The sequence below is a fragment of the Kaistella yananensis genome (genome assembly GCF_026107505.2).
GTDB classification, from domain to species: Bacteria; Bacteroidota; Bacteroidia; order Flavobacteriales; family Weeksellaceae; genus Kaistella; species Kaistella yananensis.
The window spans coordinates 68,234-89,732 of the sequence record NZ_JAPCHZ010000006.1 but is presented as its reverse complement, the minus strand read 5'-3'; the positions used below and the strand labels follow the sequence as shown (position 1 = coordinate 89,732).

General features: G+C 38.1%; 36 protein-coding genes. 2 read left to right on the top strand and 34 right to left on the bottom strand.

Going from position 1 to position 21,499, the window contains the following annotated elements; translation table 11 throughout:
* The first annotated feature begins 108 nt into the window (after positions 1-108).
* Positions 109-351, top strand: coding sequence for a hypothetical protein (locus OK344_RS11715; protein WP_265144946.1), 243 nt, complete (start codon positions 109-111; stop codon positions 349-351).
* Here the strand turns inward: OK344_RS11715 and OK344_RS11710 are convergent.
* Complete coding sequence (locus OK344_RS11710; protein ID WP_265144945.1) at positions 327-1,613, bottom strand: citrate synthase; 1,287 nt, start codon at positions 1,611-1,613, stop codon at positions 327-329. The genes OK344_RS11715 and OK344_RS11710 overlap by 25 nt on opposite strands.
* Before the next feature lie 78 nt (positions 1,614-1,691).
* The gene (gene eno / locus OK344_RS11705; protein WP_265144943.1) at positions 1,692-2,984 is read right to left on the bottom strand and encodes a phosphopyruvate hydratase; all 1,293 of its coding nucleotides are present in this window, start codon (positions 2,982-2,984) and stop codon (positions 1,692-1,694) included.
* A 174-nt stretch (positions 2,985-3,158) separates the two neighbouring features.
* Between eno and OK344_RS11700 the strand changes: the two genes are divergently transcribed.
* Positions 3,159-3,587, top strand: a complete 429-nt coding sequence (locus tag OK344_RS11700; RefSeq protein ID WP_265144941.1) for a hypothetical protein — start codon at positions 3,159-3,161, stop codon at positions 3,585-3,587.
* A gap of 85 nt (positions 3,588-3,672) precedes the next feature.
* Here OK344_RS11700 and rplQ read toward each other — a convergent pair whose 3' ends face one another.
* The 32 genes from rplQ to fusA form a co-directional block, all read right to left on the bottom strand.
* Positions 3,673-4,209, bottom strand: a complete 537-nt coding sequence (gene rplQ / locus OK344_RS11695) for a 50S ribosomal protein L17 (RefSeq protein ID WP_265144940.1) — start codon at positions 4,207-4,209, stop codon at positions 3,673-3,675.
* A gap of 6 nt (positions 4,210-4,215) precedes the next feature.
* Entirely contained in the window at positions 4,216-5,211 is a 996-nt protein-coding gene (locus tag OK344_RS11690) for a DNA-directed RNA polymerase subunit alpha (protein ID WP_265144939.1), read from the bottom strand.
* A 33-nt stretch (positions 5,212-5,244) separates the two neighbouring features.
* A complete protein-coding gene (gene rpsD / locus OK344_RS11685; RefSeq protein WP_088469643.1) occupies positions 5,245-5,853 on the bottom strand; it encodes a 30S ribosomal protein S4 in 609 nt (202 codons plus the stop codon).
* An 18-nt stretch (positions 5,854-5,871) separates the two neighbouring features.
* Positions 5,872-6,261, bottom strand: coding sequence for a 30S ribosomal protein S11 (rpsK, locus tag OK344_RS11680; RefSeq protein WP_088469642.1), 390 nt, complete (start codon positions 6,259-6,261; stop codon positions 5,872-5,874).
* A gap of 12 nt (positions 6,262-6,273) precedes the next feature.
* Positions 6,274-6,651 (bottom strand): 30S ribosomal protein S13, encoded by a 378-nt coding sequence (rpsM, locus tag OK344_RS11675; protein WP_055041710.1) that lies wholly within the window; start codon positions 6,649-6,651, stop codon positions 6,274-6,276.
* 9 nt (positions 6,652-6,660) lie between these two features.
* Positions 6,661-6,777 carry a 50S ribosomal protein L36 gene (rpmJ, locus tag OK344_RS11670; RefSeq protein ID WP_007839480.1) on the bottom strand — a complete coding sequence of 39 codons (117 nt, stop codon included), beginning with the start codon at positions 6,775-6,777 and terminating at the stop codon, positions 6,661-6,663.
* A 139-nt stretch (positions 6,778-6,916) separates the two neighbouring features.
* Entirely contained in the window at positions 6,917-7,132 is a 216-nt protein-coding gene (gene infA / locus OK344_RS11665) for a translation initiation factor IF-1 (RefSeq protein ID WP_031503426.1), read from the bottom strand.
* A gap of 7 nt (positions 7,133-7,139) precedes the next feature.
* The gene (gene secY, locus OK344_RS11660) at positions 7,140-8,519 is read right to left on the bottom strand and encodes a preprotein translocase subunit SecY (RefSeq protein ID WP_265144930.1); all 1,380 of its coding nucleotides are present in this window, start codon (positions 8,517-8,519) and stop codon (positions 7,140-7,142) included.
* A 9-nt stretch (positions 8,520-8,528) separates the two neighbouring features.
* Complete coding sequence (gene rplO / locus OK344_RS11655; protein ID WP_265144929.1) at positions 8,529-8,975, bottom strand: 50S ribosomal protein L15; 447 nt, start codon at positions 8,973-8,975, stop codon at positions 8,529-8,531.
* 71 nt (positions 8,976-9,046) lie between these two features.
* Positions 9,047-9,223 carry a 50S ribosomal protein L30 gene (gene rpmD, locus OK344_RS11650; RefSeq protein WP_088469638.1) on the bottom strand — a complete coding sequence of 59 codons (177 nt, stop codon included), beginning with the start codon at positions 9,221-9,223 and terminating at the stop codon, positions 9,047-9,049.
* A gap of 10 nt (positions 9,224-9,233) precedes the next feature.
* Positions 9,234-9,755, bottom strand: coding sequence for a 30S ribosomal protein S5 (gene rpsE, locus OK344_RS11645; protein ID WP_088469637.1), 522 nt, complete (start codon positions 9,753-9,755; stop codon positions 9,234-9,236).
* A gap of 18 nt (positions 9,756-9,773) precedes the next feature.
* Positions 9,774-10,121 carry a 50S ribosomal protein L18 gene (gene rplR, locus OK344_RS11640; protein ID WP_255930717.1) on the bottom strand — a complete coding sequence of 116 codons (348 nt, stop codon included), beginning with the start codon at positions 10,119-10,121 and terminating at the stop codon, positions 9,774-9,776.
* A gap of 17 nt (positions 10,122-10,138) precedes the next feature.
* Positions 10,139-10,684, bottom strand: coding sequence for a 50S ribosomal protein L6 (gene rplF, locus OK344_RS11635; RefSeq protein WP_088469635.1), 546 nt, complete (start codon positions 10,682-10,684; stop codon positions 10,139-10,141).
* Positions 10,685-10,701: 17 nt separating this feature from the next.
* Positions 10,702-11,100, bottom strand: coding sequence for a 30S ribosomal protein S8 (gene rpsH / locus OK344_RS11630; RefSeq protein WP_055041716.1), 399 nt, complete (start codon positions 11,098-11,100; stop codon positions 10,702-10,704).
* A gap of 143 nt (positions 11,101-11,243) precedes the next feature.
* Positions 11,244-11,513: a 30S ribosomal protein S14 gene (gene rpsN, locus OK344_RS11625; protein ID WP_031503409.1), complete on the bottom strand. Its 270-nt coding sequence runs from the start codon at positions 11,511-11,513 to the stop codon at positions 11,244-11,246.
* A gap of 3 nt (positions 11,514-11,516) precedes the next feature.
* Entirely contained in the window at positions 11,517-12,068 is a 552-nt protein-coding gene (rplE, locus tag OK344_RS11620) for a 50S ribosomal protein L5 (protein ID WP_055041717.1), read from the bottom strand.
* Positions 12,069-12,079: 11 nt separating this feature from the next.
* Positions 12,080-12,406, bottom strand: coding sequence for a 50S ribosomal protein L24 (gene rplX / locus OK344_RS11615; RefSeq protein WP_055041718.1), 327 nt, complete (start codon positions 12,404-12,406; stop codon positions 12,080-12,082).
* A gap of 18 nt (positions 12,407-12,424) precedes the next feature.
* A complete protein-coding gene (rplN, locus tag OK344_RS11610; protein ID WP_031503404.1) occupies positions 12,425-12,793 on the bottom strand; it encodes a 50S ribosomal protein L14 in 369 nt (122 codons plus the stop codon).
* Positions 12,793-13,050 (bottom strand): 30S ribosomal protein S17, encoded by a 258-nt coding sequence (rpsQ, locus tag OK344_RS11605; protein ID WP_088263399.1) that lies wholly within the window; start codon positions 13,048-13,050, stop codon positions 12,793-12,795. The genes rplN and rpsQ overlap by 1 nt, the downstream gene beginning before the upstream one ends.
* A gap of 12 nt (positions 13,051-13,062) precedes the next feature.
* Positions 13,063-13,251 (bottom strand): 50S ribosomal protein L29, encoded by a 189-nt coding sequence (gene rpmC, locus OK344_RS11600; protein WP_055041719.1) that lies wholly within the window; start codon positions 13,249-13,251, stop codon positions 13,063-13,065.
* A 12-nt stretch (positions 13,252-13,263) separates the two neighbouring features.
* Positions 13,264-13,689, bottom strand: coding sequence for a 50S ribosomal protein L16 (gene rplP, locus OK344_RS11595; protein WP_031503399.1), 426 nt, complete (start codon positions 13,687-13,689; stop codon positions 13,264-13,266).
* A gap of 81 nt (positions 13,690-13,770) precedes the next feature.
* Positions 13,771-14,505 carry a 30S ribosomal protein S3 gene (gene rpsC, locus OK344_RS11590; RefSeq protein ID WP_055041720.1) on the bottom strand — a complete coding sequence of 245 codons (735 nt, stop codon included), beginning with the start codon at positions 14,503-14,505 and terminating at the stop codon, positions 13,771-13,773.
* Between the two features lie 7 nt (positions 14,506-14,512).
* Positions 14,513-14,914, bottom strand: coding sequence for a 50S ribosomal protein L22 (rplV, locus tag OK344_RS11585; RefSeq protein ID WP_031503600.1), 402 nt, complete (start codon positions 14,912-14,914; stop codon positions 14,513-14,515).
* A gap of 2 nt (positions 14,915-14,916) precedes the next feature.
* Positions 14,917-15,195 (bottom strand): 30S ribosomal protein S19, encoded by a 279-nt coding sequence (gene rpsS / locus OK344_RS11580; protein ID WP_048499083.1) that lies wholly within the window; start codon positions 15,193-15,195, stop codon positions 14,917-14,919.
* A gap of 2 nt (positions 15,196-15,197) precedes the next feature.
* Positions 15,198-16,019: a 50S ribosomal protein L2 gene (gene rplB / locus OK344_RS11575; protein ID WP_265144927.1), complete on the bottom strand. Its 822-nt coding sequence runs from the start codon at positions 16,017-16,019 to the stop codon at positions 15,198-15,200.
* 19 nt (positions 16,020-16,038) lie between these two features.
* Complete coding sequence (gene rplW, locus OK344_RS11570; protein ID WP_055041722.1) at positions 16,039-16,329, bottom strand: 50S ribosomal protein L23; 291 nt, start codon at positions 16,327-16,329, stop codon at positions 16,039-16,041.
* A gap of 3 nt (positions 16,330-16,332) precedes the next feature.
* Positions 16,333-16,962, bottom strand: a complete 630-nt coding sequence (gene rplD / locus OK344_RS11565; RefSeq protein WP_055041723.1) for a 50S ribosomal protein L4 — start codon at positions 16,960-16,962, stop codon at positions 16,333-16,335.
* Positions 16,953-17,579 carry a 50S ribosomal protein L3 gene (gene rplC, locus OK344_RS11560; protein ID WP_265144926.1) on the bottom strand — a complete coding sequence of 209 codons (627 nt, stop codon included), beginning with the start codon at positions 17,577-17,579 and terminating at the stop codon, positions 16,953-16,955. Before rplC ends, rplD begins: the two co-directional genes overlap by 10 nt.
* A gap of 264 nt (positions 17,580-17,843) precedes the next feature.
* Positions 17,844-17,975, bottom strand: coding sequence for a low affinity iron permease family protein (locus OK344_RS11555; protein ID WP_265144925.1), 132 nt, complete (start codon positions 17,973-17,975; stop codon positions 17,844-17,846).
* Positions 17,976-18,102: 127 nt separating this feature from the next.
* Entirely contained in the window at positions 18,103-18,930 is an 828-nt protein-coding gene (locus tag OK344_RS11550; protein ID WP_265144924.1) for a GLPGLI family protein, read from the bottom strand.
* Positions 18,931-19,055: 125 nt separating this feature from the next.
* Positions 19,056-19,361: a 30S ribosomal protein S10 gene (gene rpsJ / locus OK344_RS11545; protein ID WP_031503579.1), complete on the bottom strand. Its 306-nt coding sequence runs from the start codon at positions 19,359-19,361 to the stop codon at positions 19,056-19,058.
* A 19-nt stretch (positions 19,362-19,380) separates the two neighbouring features.
* Complete coding sequence (gene fusA, locus OK344_RS11540) at positions 19,381-21,498, bottom strand: elongation factor G (RefSeq protein WP_265144922.1); 2,118 nt, start codon at positions 21,496-21,498, stop codon at positions 19,381-19,383.
* Position 21,499: the final 1 nt, after the last annotated feature.

The following is a 21,499-nucleotide window of genomic DNA, read 5'->3' as shown; positions in this document are numbered from 1 at the left end:
GCTTTTCATTAGTTTTATATTTCACTGTATACTTAACACTTAGTTGCTCAAAATTAACATTTTCATCATTTTATCATCATTTTTTTATGAATTTGGTTAAAAAAATCAATGAAAATTATTGCGGAGCCATTTCTAACACTTGCGGAGCCATTTCTAACACTTGCGGAGCCATTTCTCGCACTTGCGGAGCCATTTCTATTGGCTGCGGAACCATTTCCAAAGGTTGCGGGATCATTTCTTAGAGTTGCACACGGAAAACTGAGATATGCGCCAAAAAAAATCCCCTTCAAAAAAATTGAAAGGGAAATTAATAAATGTATTGCAAATTATCTTGCGTTTAAATCTACATAATCGCGTTTTTGCGCGCCTTGATAAACCTGTCTTGGTCTTCCGATTGGGTCGTTGTGCAGACGCATTTCTTTCCATTGAGAGATCCAGCCTGGAAGTCTTCCCAATGCGAACATTACGGTAAACATTTCGGTTGGAATGCCTAATGCTCTGTAGATGATTCCTGAATAGAAATCCACGTTTGGATATAATTTTCTGCTTACGAAATATTCGTCTTCAAGAGCTACTCTTTCCAACTGCATTGCGATGTCTAAAGCTTTGTCTTCAATTCCAAGTGCATCCAAAATATCGTCTGCTGCTTTTTTGATGATTCTTGCTCTTGGATCGAAGTTTTTGTAAACTCGGTGTCCGAATCCCATCAAACGGAAATTATCGTCTTTATTTTTAGCTTTTTCTACATATTTTGCTACGTCGCCTCCATCTTTCTCGATCATTTCAAGCATTTCGATTACTGCCTGGTTGGCACCACCATGAAGTGGTCCCCAAAGCGCAGAAATACCTGCAGAAACTGATGCGAATAATCCGGTGTGTGCTGAACCAACCATTCTTACAGTTGATGTAGAACAGTTTTGCTCGTGATCTGCGTGAAGAATCAATAATTTATCCAAGGCTCCTACAACAACCGGATCGAGTTCAAATTCGATATTCGGACGACGGAAACACATTTTGTAGAAGTTTTCTACATAGTTCAGGCTGTTATCGCCATGGTTGATGGATAAACCCAGTTTTTTACGGTATGTCCACGCACAAAGATGCGAGAATTTCGCGATGAGCATTTCAGCTGCGTGATCCAGATCTTCTTTGGAAGTAACATCCACCGCTTTTGGGTTAAATGCTGTAAGCGCAGATGTAAGAGAAGACAAAACTCCCATTGGGTGCGCTGAACGTGGGAATACATCCAGGATTTTCTTCATTTCATCGGCTACGAAATTATATTTTTTAATTCCGCTTTCGAATTTTGCAAACTCATCCTCTTTCGGTAATTCACCATGAAGTAATAAATACATTACTTCTGTAAAATTAGATTTTTCGGCAATCTGCTCAATCGGATATCCTCTGTAATACAACTCCCCGTTGTCACCATCAAGGTAAGTGATGTCGCTTAAGGTAGCGCCTGTATTTTTGTATCCTAAATCTAATGTAATTAAACCGGTTTGGTCTCTAAGCTTTGAAATATCGATACCTCGGTCTCCGATTGTGCTTTCTACGATAGGATATTCAAAAGAATTCCCGTCATAGTTCAATACTACTTTATTATCTGGCATTATGTAATTTTTTACTAATTTATGAATACTGATAGAAAATGGCAAATGAATTTCGCCGTTTCCAATCAATTTTTTCTATTATCGTTTTATTTTGAATGCATCTAATCCCGGGAACACTGCCGTTTCTCCCAAAGCCTCTTCGATTCTTAAAAGTTGGTTATATTTCGCCATTCTGTCGGAACGTGATGCGGAACCTGTTTTTATCTGCCCGCAGTTCATTGCAACTGCCAAATCAGCAATGGTAGAATCTTCAGTTTCACCAGAACGGTGAGACATTACTGAGGTATATCGGTTGTGCTGTGCCATCTGTACTGCAGCCATGGTTTCGGAAAGAGAACCGATTTGGTTTACTTTTACAAGAATTGAGTTTGCAATACCTTCGTTAACTCCTCTTGAAAGTCTTTCTACATTGGTTACGAACAAATCGTCGCCAACAAGCTGAACGCGGTCTCCGATTTTTTCGGTAAGCATTTTCCACCCTGCCCAGTCGTCTTCGTGCATACCGTCTTCTATTGAAATGATCGGATATTTAGCAGCCAATTCTGCCAAATAAGAAACCTGCTCGCTGCTGCTGAATACCGCTGAATCAGGAGTTTGGAATTTTCTGTAATCGTAGTTTCCGTCTTTATAGAATTCTGAAGCTGCGCAATCTAACGCAATCATCACATCGTCGCCTGGTTTGTAACCTGCCTTTTCAATGGCTTGAAGCAAAGTATCCAAAGCATCTTCAGTTCCTGTAAAGGTTGGTGCAAAACCTCCTTCATCACCTACTGCAGTGGAAAGTCCACGTGAATGAAGGATTGATTTAAGGTTGTGGAAGATTTCAGTTCCTTTTCTCAAAGCGTGAGAGAAAGAATCTGCTTTTACCGGCATCACCATAAATTCCTGGAATGCAATAGGCGCATCGGAGTGCGAACCACCATTGATGACGTTCATCATCGGAACAGGAAGTGTATTGGCATTAACACCACCCACATATTTGTAAAGTGGAAGACGAAGTTCGGTTGCGGCTGCTTTTGCGGCTGCTAATGAAACACCAAGAATGGCGTTAGCTCCTAAATTGCCTTTGTTTTTAGTCCCATCCAGCTCAATCATAATCTGGTCGATGAAATTCTGGTCATAAACCGGAAGTCCTACCAATTCTGGAGCAATAACCTCTCTTACATTTTCAACAGCTTTCAGGACACCTTTTCCCATGAAATCTGTACCGCCATCGCGTAATTCTACGGCTTCGTGCTCACCTGTTGATGCTCCTGAAGGAACCGCAGCACGGCCCATTGCACCGCTTTCTGTAAAAACGTCTACTTCTATTGTAGGATTTCCGCGGGAATCCAAAATCTGTCTTGCTTCAATGTAGGAAATGTAACTCATCTTATGATTTTTTATCTTTATTTTAGGTTTACAAATTTAATGAAAATAGAACTATTTTAAGAGTTTCACCACATGATTTTGATGAGGTATGCGTTAAACTTTCGTTAACGGTAATGATTTTTTAATTTTTTGAAAAGTAATCGTAAATTTGATCTACCTAAAAACAAGATTATTATGAAAAAGAGTGTTTTTATTGCGTCCGCAGTTATACTTTTTACCATTGTGGGCTGCAAGAAATCAACAGAGGGCAATAAAAGTATTATTGTGGTAGATTCTGCTGTAACGAGCAAAACTGAAGAACCGGTAAAAACCGACAGTGTGGCGGTAGTAACCGAGAGCGAAAACGGTGTGAAAAAAGGTGAATATACCGACCGTTATGTTGCTGAAGATGGTTCTTCGGCTTTGGTGACTTTTAAAAATACCGATAAGGAAAATACGATCAGCGTTCGGAGTAACAACAAAACGATTTCGGCTCCGAAGAAAACAGATGCCGGGCCGGGAGTTTATGGAAATTTCGATTTTGAAATCGTTTCTAAAAACGACAGCGTAATCATTACCCAGGGAAATAACATCATCAGCCTTAAAAAGGCGAGAGGGCAATAGTAAAATCGCAGGAAAAGCAAAATTTAGTACAATAAAAAGCCGCTCAATAAAATTGAACGGCTTATTTATATAAAATCTGCAAGTATTACTCAGCAGCTTTTTCTTCTGTAGAGTCTGCAGCTTCTGCAGTTGGTTCTTCAGTTTTAGCATCAGCTTTTGCCGGAGCTTCCTTTACTTCAGCAGCAACTGCTTCAGTTTTAGGAGCGGCAGATCTTCTGCTTCTTCTTGTTGTTTTCTTTTCTTCAGCGTTCGGGTTGTAAAGTTCGTTGAAATCTACAAGCTCGATCATTGCAGTATCTGCAGCATCGCCTGGTCTGAATCCAGTTTTGATGATTCTGGTGTAACCACCATTTCTTTCTGCAATTTTAGGAGCAACAGTTCTGAATAATTCAGTAACTGCTTCTTTGCTTTGCAGGTAAGAGAAAACTGTTCTTCTGTTGTGAGTTGTATCTTCTTTTGCTTTTGTTAAGATAGGTTCAACAAAAACTCTCAAAGCTTTCGCCTTAGCAACAGTTGTGTTGATTCTTTTATGCTCAATAAGAGAACAAGCCATATTAGAAAGTAATGCACTTCTGTGTGAAGCGGTTCTTCCTAAGTGATTGAATTTTTTACCGTGTCTCATTGTTTTTTATTTATCAGCGTCTAATTTATATTTAGCAACGTCGAAACCGAAGTTAAGACCTTTTGCATGCACTAATTCTTCTAATTCTGTTAAAGATTTTTTACCGAAATTTCTGAATTTCATCAAATCAGACTTAGTATAAGAAACCAGTTCTCCTAAAGTTTCCACTTCAGCAGCTTTCAAGCAGTTTAGTGCTCTTACAGAAAGATCCATATCTGTTAATTTAGATTTAAGGAGCTGTCTTGTATGTAAAGTTTCTTCGTCGTATTGGATCGATGCTTTCACGGCTTCAGTTTCCAGGGTAATTCTCTCATCAGAGAACAACATGAAGTGATAGATTAATATCTTAGAAGCTTCTGTTAATGCATTTTGTGGGCTGATGGATCCATCAGTCTCAATATCCAAAACAAGTTTTTCGTAGTCTGTTTTTTGCTCTACACGATAGTTTTCAACACTATACTGCACTTTTTTGATAGGAGTAAAGATGGAGTCGATTGCAATGGTTCCGATAGGAGCGTTGCTGGATTTGTTTTGTTCTGAGGGAACATAACCTCTTCCTTTTTCGATATTGAAAGTGATTTCAAATTTCACATCTTTATTGAGAGTACAGATTACCAATTCCGGATTTAAAACATCGAATCCCTGAATTGATTTTCCTAAATCTCCTGCTGTTACAGTAGTTTGACCGGAAACTTTTGCTGTAACTGTTTCTGCAGTTGCAGATTCAGCTTTAGCTTTAAGTCTTAATTGTTTCAGGTTCAGAATGATTTCTGTTACGTCTTCAATTACACCGGGAATTGTTGAAAATTCGTGCTCTACGCCTTCTATTTTAATAGATGAGATAGCATATCCTTCTAGAGAAGAAAGTAATACTCTCCTCAAAGCATTACCGATGGTAAGTCCGAAGCCTGGTTCTAATGGTCTGAATTCAAATTGACCTTTGAAATCATCAGAGTTAAGCAGGATTACTTTATCGGGTTTAATAAATGTTAAAATTGCCATATAATTTGGGGTTGAGCAAAAATTTGAAAAAAATTATTTAGAGTAAAGTTCGACGATCAACTGTTCTTTGATATCTTCCGGGATTTGGATTCTCTCCGGAGCTGATACGAAAGTACCTTGTTTTGTTTCGTCGTTGAACTGTAACCACTCATAGTTTGCTTTAGAAGCCAATGCATCAGTAATTACTTCCAGAGATTTAGATTTTTCTCTCACTGCAACTACATCACCAGCTTTAAGCAAATAGGAAGGAATGTTTACCAATTCTCCGTTTACAGTAATGTGTCTGTGAGATACCAATTGTCTTGCTCCTGCTCTTGTTTTCGCAAAACCAAGTCTGTAAACAACGTTATCTAATCTAGATTCACATAACTGCAACAGTACTTCACCTGTTACGCCTTTTGCTCTTTGCGCTTTTTCGTATAGGTTCGCAAACTGTCTTTCTAAAATACCGTAAGTATATTTAGCTTTTTGCTTTTCCATTAACTGGACAGCATATTCAGATTTTTTTGCTCCTCTTCTTTTGTTAACACCGTGTTGTCCCGGCGGTTGGTTTTTTCTTTTCTCGAAGTTCTTATCGTCTCCGTAGATTGCAGCACCAAATTTTCTTGCAATCTTAGTTTTAGGTCCAATATATCTTGCCATAATGGTAATTTCTAAAAATTATACTCTTCTTCTTTTCGGTGGTCTACATCCGTTGTGTGGCATTGGAGTCACATCTACGATTTCACTAACTTCAATTCCTGAATTGTGAATGGTTCTGATAGCAGATTCTCTACCTGCACCAGGACCTTTTACAAACACCTTTACTCTTCTAAGACCTGCATCGTGTGCAACTTGTGAGCAATTTTCAGCAGCCATTTGAGCTGCGAAAGGAGTATTCTTTTTAGAACCTCTGAATCCCATTTTTCCGGCAGATGCCCAAGAGATTACTTCTCCGTTTTTATTTGTCAAAGAAATGATGATATTGTTGAATGATGCCTGAATGTGTGCTTCGCCGATCGCTTCAACTTTTACTTTTCTTTTTTTAACAACTTTAGTCTGTTTTGCCATAATTCTTACCGATTATTTACTTGCTTTTTTCTTGTTAGCAACAGTTTTTCTCTTTCCTTTTCGGGTTCTAGAATTGTTTTTAGTTCTTTGGCCTCTTAAAGGTAATCCCAGTCTGTGACGTATTCCTCGTTGGCAACCAATATCCATCAATCGCTTGATGTTTAATTGTGTTTCAGAACGCAATTCACCTTCTACTTTAATGTTTTCAGTGATGTAGTTTCTGATCAATGCCAATTCATCGTCATTCCATTCGTTGACTTTCTTGTCTTCGCTTATGCCGGCTGCTTTCAGGATTTCGGATGAAGTGCTTCTTCCGATTCCGTAGATGTAAGTTAAGCCGATAACGCCTCTTTTGTTTTTTGGTAAATCAATACCGGAAATTCTCGCCATAATTTAATTTTAGCCTTGTCTTTGTTTAAATTTTGGGTTTTTCTTGTTGATTACAAACAGAACGCCTTTTCTGCGAACGATTTTGCAATCAGCACTTCTTTTTTTGATAGATGCTCTAACTTTCATTTGTTTTGGTTTAATTTTCCAACGGTTAGATGAACTCCAAGTGATTCCACCCCCTTTTGTTTAAATATTTAAATGACCAATAAAACCGAATGATTTTATTTAGTTTTCTTGTTATAATAATTCCCAGATCACTGTGTAATTAGTATCTAAATGTAATTCTTCCTTTCGATAAATCGTAAGGAGAAAGTTCTAACTTTACCTTATCACCAGGTAAAAGTTTAATATAATGCATACGCATTTTACCTGAGATATGAGCGATTAAGACATGCCCATTCTCAAGTTCAACACGGAACTGCGCATTGGAAAGTGCTTCCGTAATAACGCCGTCTTGTTCTATATGTTTCTGTTTTGCCATTTATTAATTACAGGTTTGTTGTTCTGGATAATTTCGACTGCATCAACCCATCATAATGGTGGTTCAGCAAATACGTGTTGATCTGTTGAACTGTATCGAGGATTACCCCAACCATGATTAAAAGCGATGTACCCCCGAAAAACAGGGCAAATCTATCCGTCTGAACAAACGTTCCGTACACAATTGCAGGAAGGATTGCAAAGATAGCTAAAAATATTGAGCCGGGCAAAGTAATTTTTGAGAGAATATCATCCAGATAATCAGCGGTATCTTTACCGGGTCTTACCTTAGGAATCAGTCCACCGTTTCTCTTCAGATCATCTGCCATCTGATTTACCGGAATGGTAATCGCTGTATAGAAGAATGAGAAGATAATAATTAACAGTGCAAACAATACATTATACTGCCAGCTGAATACATTTTTAAATCCTGCCAGGAAGGTGTTGGACTCATCAACTTTAGTTAAAAGTCCCGGAACAAACATTAAAGCCTGTGCAAAAATGATCGGCATTACTCCCGAAGCATTTACTTTAAGTGGAATCCACTGTCTTGCACCTTGCATTAAATTTCTATTTGATCCGCCTCTTGCCTGAGCACGGCTTACATACTGAATAGGAATTTTTCTTACAGCTACTGAAAGGATGATTGCTAAAAGCACCACCAACATCCAGAATAAAACTTCAATTAAAATCATGATTGTTCCTAAACCGCCTTTACCGGTTTGTGTAGCGATTTCCTGGATAAATGCTCCCGGAAGATCTGCCAAGATCCCTACCATAATTAAGATTGAAATACCGTTTCCGATACCTTTATCTGTAATTTTTTCTCCTAACCACATTGCGAATACAGATCCTGCCACCAAAATCACGATACTTGGCAACCAGAACATAACCGATTCGGGATGCACGTAATATGCCGAACCGAACTGTGCGTGCGGTAAGAACATCTGCGTAATTGAAGTAAGGTAAGACGGTGCCTGTACCAAACAAACTGCAATCGTTAACCATCTTGTAATTTGGTTCAGTGTATTTCTGCCGCTTTCACCATCTTTCTGTAATTTCTGAAGGTAAGGAATTGCCATACCCATCAGCTGAACGATAATGGAAGCAGAAATATAAGGCATAATACCGAGTGCCATGATCGACGCCCGGCTGAATGCACCTCCCGTAAACGAAGAAAGCAACCCAAGAAGACCTGCTCCCTGCTTGTTGCCACCCTGGTTTTGGTAATGTTCCAAAAGATTCCCCACCTCGGCCATGTTAATGGCAGGTAGGGAAATATAAGATGCGAATCTATACACGAGGATCAACCCAAGGGTAAAAAGTATCTTCTCCCTAAGTTCCTTAAGACTCCAAATGTTTTTTAGTGTTTGTATAAATTCTTTCATTCGTGTAGATTAAAGAGTAATTGCTTTACCTCCTGCTTTAGCGATAGCTTCTTCAGCAGATTTTGTGAATTTGTGTGCAGAAATTGAAACTCCTGATTTCAATTCGCCTCTACCCATAATTTTCACGATTTCGCTCTTTTTAGCCAATCCGTTTTCTACTAAGATGTCTTTAGTAATTTCGGTGATGTTTTTCGCATCAGCCAAAAGTTGGATGGTATCAAGATTGATCGCTCTGTAATCTTTTCTGTTTACGTTATTGAAACCGAATTTAGGAAGTCTTCTTTGTAAAGGCATCTGTCCACCTTCGAATCCGATTTTCTGAGAATATCCGGCTCTGGCTTTCTGACCTTTGTGTCCTTTTGCTGAAGTACCACCTTTTCCGCTTCCCTGCCCTCTACCAAGTCTTTTTGAATTGTGAGTTGAACCCGATGCCGGTCTGATATTATTTAAATTCATTATTTTAAAATTAAAGGTTAAGGTTAAGGCAGAGGTTGAGCATTAACTCAACCTAATCCTTATCCTAAAAATTATTTTTGAACTTCTACTAAATGACTTACCGCCGCTACCATTCCTAAGATAGAAGGAGTAGCTTCGTGTTCAACAACTTGGTGAAGTTTTTTTAATCCTAATGCTTCAAGCGTTCTTTTTTGGGTTTTAGTTCTACCAATAGCGCTTTTTACTTGTTTTACCTGAATTTTTGCCATTGCTTTTATATTAACCGTTAAACACTTTACTTAATGAAACACCTCTAAGTTTTGCGATGTCCTCTGGTCTTCTGATATCCAACAATGCTTTGAAAGTAGCTTTCACCACGTTGTGTGGGTTAGATGAACCTTTAGATTTTGAAAGGATATCGTGTACACCTGCAGACTCCAATACCGCTCTTACCGCACCACCGGCGATAAGCCCTGTACCGTGAGAAGCTGGTCTTAAGAAGATATCAGCTCCACCGTATCTTGCAGAAGTCTGGTGAGGGATTGTGTGGTTGATAACCGGAACTTTCACTAAGTTTTTCTTTGCATCTTCTACTGCTTTAGCAATAGCGGAAGCAACTTCTTTAGATTTTCCTAAACCGAAACCTACGGTTCCTGCCTCGTCTCCTACAACTACAATTGCAGAAAATCCGAAAGCACGACCACCTTTGGTAACTTTGGTTACTCTGTTTACAGCAACGAGACGATCTTTAAGTTCTAATCCTCCCGGTTTTACTTTTTCTATATTATCTAGTCCTAACATATTTCCGAAATTTAATGATTAGAATTTTAGTCCGCCTTCTCTCGCACCGTCAGCAAGAGCTTTCACTCTACCGTGGTAAACGAATCCGTTTCTGTCGAACACTATATTTTCAATACCTGCAGCTTTAGCTTTTTCAGCGATTGCTTTACCTACTTCTGCAGAGATTTCTACTTTATTACCTTTTGCGTTAAGGCTTCTTGAAGAAGCTGATGCTAAAGTTTTACCTTCTTTATCGTCGATTAATTGCGCGTAAATTTCTTTGTTGCTTTTGTAAACAGATAATCTTGGTAATTCTGAAGACCCAGAAATTTTTCCTCTTACTCTTCTTTTAATTCTATTTCTTTTTTCTAATTTGCTTAGTGCCATTTTCTTAAGTTTTAAAATTAAGCAGATTTACCAGCTTTACGTCTAACAATTTCTCCTACGAATCTAACTCCTTTTCCTTTGTATGGTTCAGGTTTTCTGAAAGATCTGATCTTAGCAGCAACCATCCCAAGAAGTTGTTTGTCGTGTGAAGACAAAGTAATAATAGGGTTTTTACCTTTTTCAGATAAAGTATCTAACGTAATTTCTTTTGGAAGGTCCATCACGATAGCGTGGGAGAATCCTAAAGCCATATCCAGTCTGTTACCTTGGTGTGATGCTCTGTAACCTACCCCTACAAGCTCCAATTGCTTAGTGAAGCCTTCAGATGTTCCAACGACCATATTGTGAATTAACGCTCTGTAAAGACCGTGTAATGCTTTATGTTGTTTTGAGTCGGACGGTCTTTCTAAAGTAAGTATTCCGTCTTCTTGTTTTAGAGTGATTCCTTCACTGATTTGCTGTGTAAGTTCGCCTTTCGGTCCTTTCACAGTTACTAAACCGTCTTTTTCGGTTATGGTAACATTAGCTGGAATTTCTATAATTGATTTACCAATTCTTGACATTTTCCTTTGATTAAAAATTAATAAACATAGCAGATTACCTCTCCACCTACTTTTTCTTGTCTAGCTTTTTTATCTGTCATTACTCCTTTAGAAGTTGAGATAATAGCAATACCCAAACCGTTCAATACTCTTGGCAGTTCTTCAGAACCTTTGTATTGTCTTAAACCTGGTCTTGAAGCTCTTTGAATGCTTTTGATAGCAGGTTTGTTGGTTTGTTTGTCGTACTTCAAAGCGATTTTGATATTTCCTTGAACAGCGCTATCTTCGAACTTGTAGTTCAGGATATAACCCTGGTCAAATAAAATTTTTGTAATCTCCTTTTTGATTTTCGATGCAGGAATATCCACCACTTTGTGGCCTGCGCTTTGTGCGTTCCTTACTCTGGTTAGGAAATCTGAAATTGGATCTGTTACCATTTTTCTATTTTAAATTATTGGTTTATGATAGTTAGTTTTTATGGCTTTAGGCTGTAAGCATTAGGCTTTGTGCATTTTTGCCTCCGGCTTATTGCCTACAGCGTACGGCTCATAAACTTTACTATCTCGATTGTTCTAAATTGTTACCAACTTGCTTTTTTCACTCCCGGGATCAAGCCTGCATTTGCCATCTCACGGAAAGTTACTCTAGAAATACCGAAAGTTCTCATGTATCCTCTTGGTCTTCCTGTTAATTTACATCTGTTGTGTAATCTTACTGGTGAAGCGTCTTTCGGCAATTTTTGTAATGCTTCGTAATCTCCGGCTTCTTTCAAAGCTTTTCTTTTCTCGGCATATTTTGCTACTGTAGCTTCTCTTTTGCGCTCACGCGCTTTCATTGATTCTTTAGCCATCTTTTAGTTCTTTTTGAAAGGTAAACCGAAGTGAGTTAATAATGCTTTTGCTTCTTTGTCAGTTTTCGCGGTAGTAACGAAAGTAATGTCCATCCCTTGGATTTTTTTCACTTTGTCAATTACGATTTCAGGGAAAATGATTTGTTCAGTGATTCCCAAGTTGTAATTTCCTCTACCATCAAAACCATCAGCTTTAATACCAGAGAAATCTCTGATTCGTGGTAAAGCTGAAGAAGTAAGACGATCTAAGAACTCATACATTTGGTTAGCTCTTAAAGTTACTCTTGCTCCTACTGGCATTCCTTTTCTTAGTTTGAAAGCTGCCTCATCTTTCTTAGAGATTGTACCAACTGCTTTTTGGCCGGTGATTGCGGTAAGTTCTTCCACTGCATAATCCACAATTTTTTTATCGGCTGTAGCAGCTCCTAAACCTTGCGAAATAACGATTTTTTCTAATTTAGGTACCTGCATTACAGATTTGTACCCAAATTCTTCCATCATCGCAGGAACAATTTTCTCTTTATAATTTTGTTTTGGTCTTGCTATATATTGCATCGTCTTTTTAATTATAAGGTTTCACCGGTTGTTTTGGCAACTCTTACTTTCTTATCACCTTCCACTTTTACTCCAGTTTTGGTAGCTTTACCATTTTTGTCGATAAGTGCTACGTTTGAAATATGGATAGATGCTTCTTTTTCTACAATTCCGCCTTGTGGGTTTGCTGCTGAAGGTTTCGTATGTTTTTTAACGATATTTAAACCTGCAACGATCACTCTAGCGTCTTTGCCTTCTTTTCTGATCACTTCAATAACTTCACCTTTTTTACCTTTGATTTCTTTTCTTCCGGTAGTGATGATTACGTTATCTCCTCTTTTAATTTTTAACTTTGTCATTTTCTGTAAATTTTAAAATTAAAGTACTTCAGGAGCTAATGAAATGACTTTCATATATTCTTTATCTCTTAGTTCACGAGCAACCGGTCCGAAAACACGGGTTCCTCTCATTTCTCCTGCAGCATTTAGAAGTACGCAAGCGTTATCGTCGAATTTGATGTATGAACCATCTTTTCTTCTTACTGCTTTTTTAGTTCTTACAACTACTGCTTTAGAAACGGTTCCTTTTTTAGCGTTTCCTTGTGGTGTAGAATCTTTGATAGTCACTACGATTTTATCACCAACTGAAGCATATCTTCTTCTGGTTCCTCCCAGAACTCTGATCACTAGTACTTCTTTTGCACCTGTGTTATCAGCAACTTTTAATCTTGATTCGGTTTGTAACATTACTTAGCTTTTTCAATGATTCGTACTAATCTCCATCTTTTACTTTTACTTAAAGGTCTTGTTTCAGTAATTAATACTGTATCGCCTTCAGTACACTCGTTGTTTTCGTCGTGAGCGGTATATTTTTTCGTTTTTAGAACGAATTTACCGTACATCGGGTGCTTTACTCTGGTAGTTTCACTTACAACAATGGTTTTTTCCATTTTATTGCTGGAAACAATTCCGATTCTTTCTTTTCTTAAATTTCTATCCATGATAAAATGAAATTCTTATTGTTGTTTTAGTGTTAATTCAGTTTCTAGACGAGCGATAGTTTTTCTCAAGTCTTTGATTTGAATTGGATTTTCAATCGGGCTGATCGCGTGTGCCAATTTCAATTTGTTGAAATCTGCTTTAGCTTCAGCTAATTTGTTCTGGATATCTCCTGCGCTTAGATTTTTGATGTCAGCTTTTTTCATAATAATTGAAGATTATTGAGGTTGAACAAAATCGTTAGCGACTACAAATTTGGTAACTACCGGTAATTTTTGTGCGGCAAGTCTTAGTGCTTCTTTCGCTACATCGTAAGGAACACCACCTACTTCGAACATAATTTTTCCTGGTTTTACTACAGATACCCAATATTCCACGGCACCTTTACCTTTACCCATACGTACTTCGGCTGGCTTCTTGGTGATAGGTTTATCCGGGAAGATTTTGATCCATAGTTGACCTTCTCTTTTCATATATCTTGTAGCAGCGATACGAGCTGCTTCAATTTGTCTTGCAGTGATCCAAGCTCCTTCTGTTGCTTTGATACCGAAAGTTCCGTAAGCAAGTTGATTCCCTCTTTGGGCAATCCCCTTCATTTTCATCTTGTGAACTTTACGGAATTTGGTTCTTTTTGGTTGTAACATAATTTCTTAAATTTTAGATTTTAGATTTTAGCTTTTAAAAAAGTAACGGTCATTTAAAACTGTCCTCTAAAATTTTATTAATTATTTTCTTTCTCTTGGTCTTCTGTCTCCTCTATCGCCTCTATCGTTTCTCTCACCTCTTCCTCCAGATGCTTTCTTTTGTTGGCCTACTAATGGAGATAAGTCTCTTTTTCCGTAAACTTCTCCTTTCATGATCCAAACTTTCACACCTAGTTTTCCGTACTGAGTTAATGCTTCACCGATATGATAATCGATATCTGCACGGAAAGTTGACAATGGGATTCTTCCTTCTTTGAAAGATTCGCTTCTTGCCATCTCGGCTCCGTTCAATCTACCAGAAATCTGAACTTTGATTCCTTCCGCTCCCATTCTCATGGTGCTTTGAATTGCCATTTTCACGGCTCTTCTGTAAGAAATACGGTTTTCGATTTGTTTTGCGATGCTGTCAGCAACCAATACAGCGTCCAGTTCAGGTCTTTTGATTTCGAAGATATTGATTTGGATATCCTTATCGGTAATCTTTTTCAATTCTTCTTTCAATTTATCAACTTCCTGTCCTCCTTTACCGATGATTAATCCCGGTCTAGCGGTAGTGATGGTTACTGTTACTAATTTTAGGGTTCTTTCAATATAAATTTTTGAAATACCACCTTTAGATAATCTAGCTTCAAGGTATCTTCTGATTTTGTAGTCTTCAGCGATTCTGTCGCCGTAGTTTTTACCACCAAACCAGTTCGAATCCCATCCTCTGATGATACCTAATCTGTTACCAATTGGATTTGTCTTCTGTCCCATACCTTGATTATTTATTGTCTTTAGTACCTAAAATTAGTGTAATGTGGTTCGATCTTTTTCTGATTCTGTGTCCTCTACCTTGTGGTGCAGGTCTTAGTCTCTTCAATTGTCTAGCACTATCAACCATAATTTCTTTTACGATTAAGTTTGCTTCTTCGATATCCGCTCCTTCATTTTTAGCTTGCCAGTTTGCCATTGCAGAAAGAAGAACTTTCTCCAATTTGTTGGAAGCTTCTTTTTTAGAAAACTTAAGGATAGCTAAAGCTTTATCTACTTCTACTCCTCTGATGATATCAGCAACTAATCTCATCTTTCTTGGAGAAGATGGGCAATCATTATGTAACGCTTTTGCTACATCTTGGTTTGCTATTTTACGTGCTAATGCACTTTCTCTTTTTCTTGATCCCATGATTATCTACCTCCTTTATTTTTGTTACCACCGTGACCTCTGAAAGATCTTGTCGGAGAAAATTCGCCTAACTTGTGACCTACCATGTTTTCGGTTACATAAACTGGGATAAAAGATTTCCCGTTGTGTACTGCGATGGTTTGTCCTACGAAGTCCGGAGAGATCATTGACGCTCGAGACCAAGTTTTAATTACTGTCTTCTTACCAGACTCTATATTTGCCTGAACCTTCTTATCTAAAGTATGATGAATGAAAGGTCCTTTCTTAAGTGATCTTGCCATAATTATTTTCTTTTAGATACGATAAATCGGTTAGACGCTTTGTTTTTCTTTCTAGTTTTGTAACCTTTAGCCGGTTTACCGTTTCTAGATCTTGGGTGACCTCCTGAAGAACGTCCTTCACCACCTCCCATTGGGTGATCAACTGGGTTCATTACTACTGGTCTAGTTCTAGGTCTTCTGCCTAACCATCTGCTTCTACCTGCTTTACCAGATACGGTAAGTTGGTGGTCGCCGTTAGAAACAGATCCAATCATAGCCATACACTCAGTAAGAACCATTCTGGATTCTCCTGAAGGTAATTTTACGATTGCATATTTACCGTCTCTTGAAGTTAATTGCGCTGAAGATCCTGCACTTCTTGCCATTACAGCACCTTGACCAGGTTTTAGTTCGATACAAGATACTACAGTACCTAAAGGAATATTCTTCAACTTCATTGCATTACCTACGTTAGGTTCTGCAGCCTCCGCAGCGATTACTTTCTGATCTACTTTGATACCGTTTGGAGCGATGATGTATCTCTTCTCTCCATCTGTGTATTCTACTAGAGCGATGAAAGCCGTTCTGTTCGGATCGTACTCTACAGTTTTTACCGTTCCTTCAACATCAAACTTGTTTCTTTTGAAGTCGATAATTCTGTACTTTTGTTTGTGTCCACCTCCGGTGTAACGCATGGTCATTTTACCAGTATTGTTACGACCACCTGACTTTTTAATACCAACGGTTAGAGACTTCTCTGGTTTGTTGGTAGTAATTTCCTCAAAGTTGTTTACAACTCTGAATCTCTGTCCCGGGGTGATAGGTTTTAATTTTCTAACAGACATTACTATTGTTTATAATTAATTAATTCGTTGCAAAAATATCAATTACTTCACCTTCTACAAGGGAAACAACTGCTTTCTTCATTTTGTTGGTTTTCCCAACCTGTAATCCTTTTTTGGTGTATTTCGATGAAACTTTAGGAGCGTAAATCATTGTTCTTACGTCTGCTACTTTCACACCATAAGCATCTTCTACTGCTTTTTTGATCTGGATTTTATTCGCTTTTGTATTTACAAAAAAAGAATAAGCTCCTCTCAAATCGGTAAGATAGTTTGCTTTTTCTGAAATGATTGGTTTAATAATAATAGACATGATTTATTTTCTTAAGTTTTCCTGAAATTTCTCGATAGCACCTTCTAAAAATACAATCTCTCCAGCATTTACTAAATCATAAGAACTGATCTCGTTGTAAGTCAATACTTTAGTTTTAGGTAAGTTTCTTGATGACAGATATACATTTTTGTTAGCTTCCGGTAAAATGTAAAGAGATTTTTTACCTTCGAATCCTAATGCATTGTTCAGTGTGATAAATTCTTTAGTTTTTGGAGCTTCAAAGTTGAAAGCTTCTAAAACTTTAATAGAATTGTCTCTCATTTTCTGAGAAAGCACAGATTTTTTCGCTAATCTTTTCAAAGCTTTGTTCAATTTGAATCTGTAGTCTCTTGGTTTTGGACCGAAAACTCTACCTCCACCTCTGAATGTAGGAGATTTGATATCCCCGTATCTTGCAGATCCAGATCCTTTTTGCTTTTTAAGCTTTTTAGTAGAAGCTGTAATTTCGCTTCTTTCTTTTGATTTATGTGTCCCTTGTCTTTGTGCAGCAAGGTATTGTTTCACTTCTAAGTAAACCGCGTGCTGATTTGGCTCAATTCCGAAGATTGCCTCGTCTAACTGAACTGTTCTTCCGGTTTCTTTTCCTGATGTATTGAATACTACTAGTTCCATTTTCTGATAATTACATAAGAATTTTTTGCTCCCGGAACAGCACCTTTTACTACTAAAAGATTTTGTTCTTCATCTACTCTTAACACTTGAAGGTTTTGTACAGTAACTTGCTTACCTCCCATTCTACCTGCCATACGCATTCCTTTGAATACTCTAGACGGGTCGGATCCCGCACCGATAGAACCAGGAGCTCTTAATCTGTTGTGCTGTCCGTGAGTCGCTTGCATTACCCCACCGAAGTTGTGTCTTTTAACAACCCCTTGGAAACCTTTACCTTTTGAAGTTCCTGTAACGTCAACAAATTCGCCTTCTGCGAACAAATCAACTTTCACTTCATCTCCTACAGATAAATTGTCTACGAATTCATTATAGAATTCCACCAATTTAGCTTTTGGAGCAGAACCAGCCTTCTTGAAATGGCCGGCTAACGCTTTACCAACGTTCTTTTCACTCTTGTCATCGAAACCAAGCTGAGCAGCTTTATACCCATCTTTTTCTACGGTTCTGACCTGTAAAACCGAGCAAGGACCAGCCTGAATAACTGTACATGGCATGTTTTTGCCATTTTCGTCAAACAAGGAAGTCATCCCGATTTTTTTACCAATAATACCTGACATTATTTATATATTATATTAAGTTCACGTTTGTCAATCGAGGTTTAGGTGATTTCTATTTCTGAAATAGGCATACTTCTTCCCTAAATTGAGTGTGCAAATGTATGAAGTTTTTTTGAATTGACAAACAGTGAGTTAAAAATATTTTGCGAAAAATGCAAAAAACTTCAGCGCCTGCTGAAGTTCTGAAGTCATTGATTATGAAAGCAAAAGGATTTCGCTTAATTTGGGCGAAAAATGTTATTTTTTAGGTTCGGAAGCGTTTATTTATTCGAGCCCAGTTCCTGCCCATATTATAATTAAAGTCAATGCAATCAAAAACGCAGAGGGACTTCCAGCTGCAGCTGTTGCCCATTCGGAAAAACGGTCAAAGAAACTTTTGTTTTGTTCATTATCCATTTTTATTGATTTTTATTTCGATGATAAAAAAAGAAATACTATGCTAAATTTCTATGGAAGTTATTCAGAAAGAGAACATTACAAAAGATTCCCTCTTTGTTCGACACGGACGTTAAATATTTAATTACTAATCAAGATAACTAATTTTAAGACTTAATTCCAAAGGGTTATTATATTTTCTGATTCGATATCGCTCTGCGGTTTCGTACGCGCGGAATTTTTGCTCATTGTCGATCTTTGTTCCGTCTTCGGTGATCAGCGGACTTTTTTTATAATCAATTTCCCGCGTAATGAGGGTTTGCAAGGGTGATTTATAATGCTGAAGGAGCATCTTCTCATATTGTGCGTAGGAAATTTCAACCGGTTTTATGAACTGATTGTTATACCACAGGTCGACGACGGACGTTTCTTTTATCAATTGAGAACGGATGAGTTTAAAGCTGAAATTATTGCCGTCATCGCTCAATTCAGCGATCAATCCCGGAAGTCCGGAGAATTTGTGAGGACCTTCCTGAAACGGAATTTCAGCAGCAAACCAAGCTTCCCAATTTCTGCCGCTCCAAGTAGTTGTTGCCTTCTGTAGTTTCAGGTTGCCCAACTTTTTGGATTCCTGATGTATTTTCCAGTTCTGAGACGGTTGGTCTTTCAGTAAAAAACTGTCAAATCCTTTAAATGTGATGGTAGAAACTTTGCCACCTTTTCTGTCCCTGGACAAAAGGTCCGTCATCTTTCCTTCGAGCCCAAAAGGTTGATTGGCTTTTTGAAGCGAATCTGCAATAAAATACTTACGTTCGTAGAAATAGGATTTATCGGAGTTTACATCCAGATGAAAGTAGGCTTTTTTTGTCAGCGTATCTTCAGCACTTAATTTATATTGATAATCGTAAATAAAGCGGTGGGTCTGGGCATAGAAACCAACAGAAATGAGCATAAATGCAGCGTACAGATTCTTCATTCATTATATTTGTGATGTAAATCTATAAAAAAATTCCCTTTTCTTGCGAAAAGGGAATTTCTATCATAGCATAGTAGTTTCTGGCTGAAGGCTAATAGCGCTTGGCTAAAAGCAAGCCGCCACAATCACACTTTAATTTCTACATCAACTCCTGAAGGAAGCTCTAATTTCATTAGCGCATCTACAGTTTTAGAAGAAGAAGAATAGATGTCCATCAATCTCTTGTGAGCTGAAAGCTGGAACTGTTCTCTTGCTTTTTTGTTTACGTGCGGAGATCTCAACACAGTGAAGATTCTCTTGTTAGTTGGCAATGGAATTGGTCCGTTTACAACAGCACCAGTCGCTTTTACCGTTCTCACGATTTTCTCAGCAGATTTGTCTACCAAATTGTAATCGTAAGATTTTAATTTTATTCTGATTCTTTGTGACATTTTAATCTAAATTTTAATATTAACCTCTTGCTTTAGCGATTACGTCTTCGGCAACGTTTGTAGGTGCTGCTTCGTATTTTTCAAATTCCATAGAAGAAGTTGCTCTACCTGAAGATAGGGTTCTAAGTGAGGTTACGTATCCGAACATTTCAGAAAGTGGAACGAATGCTTTAATTACTTTCGCGTTATTTCTGTCGTCCATACCGTTTACAGTACCTCTTCGTCTGTTCAAATCTCCTACGATGTCTCCCATATATTCTTCCGGAGTTACAACCTCCAGTTTCATAATTGGTTCCATGATCACAGGCTTAGCTTTCTTACCAGCTTCTTTGAAGCCCATCTTGGCAGCAAGTTCGAAAGAAAGTTGGTCAGAATCCACTGGGTGGAAAGACCCGTCTTTCAATACTACTTTGATACCATCGATTTCGAATCCAGCAAGTGGACCGTTTTTCATCGCTTCTTTGAAACCTTTTTCTACTGCAGGTACGAATTCTTTTGGAATGTTACCCCCTTTGATTTCATTTACGAATTCAAGACCAGCTTTGTTATCTTCTGCAGGACCAATTTCAAATACAATATCTGCAAATTTACCTCTACCACCAGATTGTTTTTTGTAAACTTCTCTATGGTTAGCAACCATGGTAAGGTTTTCTTTGTATTCTACTTGAGGTTGACCTTGGTTTACTTCAACTTTGAACTCTCTTCTCATACGGTCAACAATAATGTCGAGGTGAAGCTCACCCATACCGGAAATGATTGTTTGTCCAGAAGCTTCGTCAGTTTTCACTGTGAAAGTAGGATCTTCTTCTGCTAATTTAGCAAGAGCGTTACCCATTTTATCTTGGTCAGCTTTAGTTTTTGGTTCAACAGCGATACCGATTACTGGATCAGGGAAAACCATAGATTCTAGAACGATTGGGTTCTTTTCGTCTGATAATGTATCTCCAGTTTTGATATCTTTAAAACCTACAGCAGCACCAATATCTCCAGCTTCAATAACTTCTACTGGATTTTGCTTGTTAGCGTGCATTTGGTAGATTCTAGAAATTCTTTCTTTGTTACCAGATCTTGTGTTCAATACATAAGATCCCGCATCTAGTTTCCCGGAATAAGCTCTAAAGAATGCTAATCTTCCTACGAAAGGATCAGTTGCAATTTTAAATGCTAATGCGGAGAATGGTTCGTTTACGTCTGGTTTTCTAGTAATTTCAGCGTCTGTTCTTGGATCAGTTCCTTTGATATCGTCTTTATCCATTGGAGAAGGAAGATATTTACAAACTGCATCAAGCATGAACTGAACTCCTTTATTTTTGAATGAAGAGCCACAAGTCATCGGGATGATAGACAAATCGATGGTTGCTTTTCTTAATGCTTCGTTGATTTCCTCTTCAGAGATAGAATCTGGATCTTCGAAGAATTTCTCCATCAAAGTTTCGTCGTAATCAGCTACTGCTTCTACTAGTTTTTCTCTGTAAAGCAACACATCATCTTTCATATCATCAGGAATTGGAACTACTTCGAAAGTAGCACCTTGTCCTGCTTCATCCCAAACGATTGCTCTGTTTTTAATAAGGTCTACAACCCCTTTGAAATCTTCTTCAGCACCGATTGGCAAAACGATTGGAACTGCGTTAGATCCTAACATCTCTTTAACCTGGTTTACCACGTTAAGGAAGTCAGCACCTTGTCTGTCCATTTTGTTTACGAATCCCATACGTGCAACTTTATAGTTATCCGCAAGTCTCCAGTTGGTTTCAGATTGTGGTTCAACCCCATCTACTGCAGAGAAAAGGAATACCAAACCATCCAGTACACGAAGAGAACGGTTTACCTCTACGGTAAAGTCAACGTGTCCCGGTGTATCGATAATGTTAAAGTGGTATCCTTTAGTTTCAGGAAGAGTTTTTCCCTGATCGGTTGGGAAGTTCCAAGTACAGGTAGTTGCTGCAGAAGTAATAGTAATACCTCTTTCAGCTTCTTGCTCCATCCAGTCCATTGTAGAAGCACCTTCGTGAACCTCTCCGATTTTGTGGGTTTTACCTGTGTAAAACAAAATTCTTTCTGTTGTGGTGGTTTTACCTGCATCAATGTGAGCAGCAATACCGATATTTCTTGTAAATTTAAGATCTCTTGCCATT

What these genes read in the sequence shown, in the direction of transcription:
- OK344_RS11715 (WP_265144946.1), top strand. Translation starts at nt 109, where the DNA reads ATGAAAATTATTGCGGAGCCATTTCTAACACTTGCGGAGCCATTTCTA.
- OK344_RS11710 (WP_265144945.1), bottom strand. Translation starts at nt 1,613, where the DNA reads ATGCCAGATAATAAAGTAGTATTGAACTATGACGGGAATTCTTTTGAA.
- eno (WP_265144943.1), bottom strand. Translation starts at nt 2,984, where the DNA reads ATGAGTTACATTTCCTACATTGAAGCAAGACAGATTTTGGATTCCCGC.
- OK344_RS11700 (WP_265144941.1), top strand. Translation starts at nt 3,159, where the DNA reads ATGAAAAAGAGTGTTTTTATTGCGTCCGCAGTTATACTTTTTACCATT.
- rplQ (WP_265144940.1), bottom strand. Translation starts at nt 4,209, where the DNA reads ATGAGACACGGTAAAAAATTCAATCACTTAGGAAGAACCGCTTCACAC.
- OK344_RS11690 (WP_265144939.1), bottom strand. Translation starts at nt 5,211, where the DNA reads ATGGCAATTTTAACATTTATTAAACCCGATAAAGTAATCCTGCTTAAC.
- rpsD (WP_088469643.1), bottom strand. Translation starts at nt 5,853, where the DNA reads ATGGCAAGATATATTGGACCTAAAACTAAGATTGCAAGAAAATTTGGT.
- rpsK (WP_088469642.1), bottom strand. Translation starts at nt 6,261, where the DNA reads ATGGCAAAACAGACTAAAGTTGTTAAAAAAAGAAAAGTAAAAGTTGAA.
- rpsM (WP_055041710.1), bottom strand. Translation starts at nt 6,651, where the DNA reads ATGGCGAGAATTTCCGGTATTGATTTACCAAAAAACAAAAGAGGCGTT.
- rpmJ (WP_007839480.1), bottom strand. Translation starts at nt 6,777, where the DNA reads ATGAAAGTTAGAGCATCTATCAAAAAAAGAAGTGCTGATTGCAAAATC.
- infA (WP_031503426.1), bottom strand. Translation starts at nt 7,132, where the DNA reads ATGGCAAAACAGAAACATATAGAACAAGACGGCGTTATTACGGAAGCA.
- secY (WP_265144930.1), bottom strand. Translation starts at nt 8,519, where the DNA reads ATGAAAGAATTTATACAAACACTAAAAAACATTTGGAGTCTTAAGGAA.
- rplO (WP_265144929.1), bottom strand. Translation starts at nt 8,975, where the DNA reads ATGAATTTAAATAATATCAGACCGGCATCGGGTTCAACTCACAATTCA.
- rpmD (WP_088469638.1), bottom strand. Translation starts at nt 9,223, where the DNA reads ATGGCAAAAATTCAGGTAAAACAAGTAAAAAGCGCTATTGGTAGAACT.
- rpsE (WP_088469637.1), bottom strand. Translation starts at nt 9,755, where the DNA reads ATGTTAGGACTAGATAATATAGAAAAAGTAAAACCGGGAGGATTAGAA.
- rplR (WP_255930717.1), bottom strand. Translation starts at nt 10,121, where the DNA reads ATGGCACTAAGCAAATTAGAAAAAAGAAATAGAATTAAAAGAAGAGTA.
- rplF (WP_088469635.1), bottom strand. Translation starts at nt 10,684, where the DNA reads ATGTCAAGAATTGGTAAATCAATTATAGAAATTCCAGCTAATGTTACC.
- rpsH (WP_055041716.1), bottom strand. Translation starts at nt 11,100, where the DNA reads ATGGTAACAGATCCAATTTCAGATTTCCTAACCAGAGTAAGGAACGCA.
- rpsN (WP_031503409.1), bottom strand. Translation starts at nt 11,513, where the DNA reads ATGGCTAAAGAATCAATGAAAGCGCGTGAGCGCAAAAGAGAAGCTACA.
- rplE (WP_055041717.1), bottom strand. Translation starts at nt 12,068, where the DNA reads ATGCAATATATAGCAAGACCAAAACAAAATTATAAAGAGAAAATTGTT.
- rplX (WP_055041718.1), bottom strand. Translation starts at nt 12,406, where the DNA reads ATGACAAAGTTAAAAATTAAAAGAGGAGATAACGTAATCATCACTACC.
- rplN (WP_031503404.1), bottom strand. Translation starts at nt 12,793, where the DNA reads ATGTTACAAACCGAATCAAGATTAAAAGTTGCTGATAACACAGGTGCA.
- rpmC (WP_055041719.1), bottom strand. Translation starts at nt 13,251, where the DNA reads ATGAAAAAAGCTGACATCAAAAATCTAAGCGCAGGAGATATCCAGAAC.
- rplP (WP_031503399.1), bottom strand. Translation starts at nt 13,689, where the DNA reads ATGTTACAACCAAAAAGAACCAAATTCCGTAAAGTTCACAAGATGAAA.
- rpsC (WP_055041720.1), bottom strand. Translation starts at nt 14,505, where the DNA reads ATGGGACAGAAGACAAATCCAATTGGTAACAGATTAGGTATCATCAGA.
- rplV (WP_031503600.1), bottom strand. Translation starts at nt 14,914, where the DNA reads ATGGGATCAAGAAAAAGAGAAAGTGCATTAGCACGTAAAATAGCAAAC.
- rpsS (WP_048499083.1), bottom strand. Translation starts at nt 15,195, where the DNA reads ATGGCAAGATCACTTAAGAAAGGACCTTTCATTCATCATACTTTAGAT.
- rplB (WP_265144927.1), bottom strand. Translation starts at nt 16,019, where the DNA reads ATGTCTGTTAGAAAATTAAAACCTATCACCCCGGGACAGAGATTCAGA.
- rplW (WP_055041722.1), bottom strand. Translation starts at nt 16,329, where the DNA reads ATGTCTATTATTATTAAACCAATCATTTCAGAAAAAGCAAACTATCTT.
- rplD (WP_055041723.1), bottom strand. Translation starts at nt 16,962, where the DNA reads ATGGAACTAGTAGTATTCAATACATCAGGAAAAGAAACCGGAAGAACA.
- rplC (WP_265144926.1), bottom strand. Translation starts at nt 17,579, where the DNA reads ATGTCAGGTATTATTGGTAAAAAAATCGGGATGACTTCCTTGTTTGAC.
- OK344_RS11555 (WP_265144925.1), bottom strand. Translation starts at nt 17,975, where the DNA reads ATGGATAATGAACAAAACAAAAGTTTCTTTGACCGTTTTTCCGAATGG.
- OK344_RS11550 (WP_265144924.1), bottom strand. Translation starts at nt 18,930, where the DNA reads ATGAAGAATCTGTACGCTGCATTTATGCTCATTTCTGTTGGTTTCTAT.
- rpsJ (WP_031503579.1), bottom strand. Translation starts at nt 19,361, where the DNA reads ATGTCACAAAGAATCAGAATAAAATTAAAATCTTACGATTACAATTTG.
- fusA (WP_265144922.1), bottom strand. Translation starts at nt 21,498, where the DNA reads ATGGCAAGAGATCTTAAATTTACAAGAAATATCGGTATTGCTGCTCAC.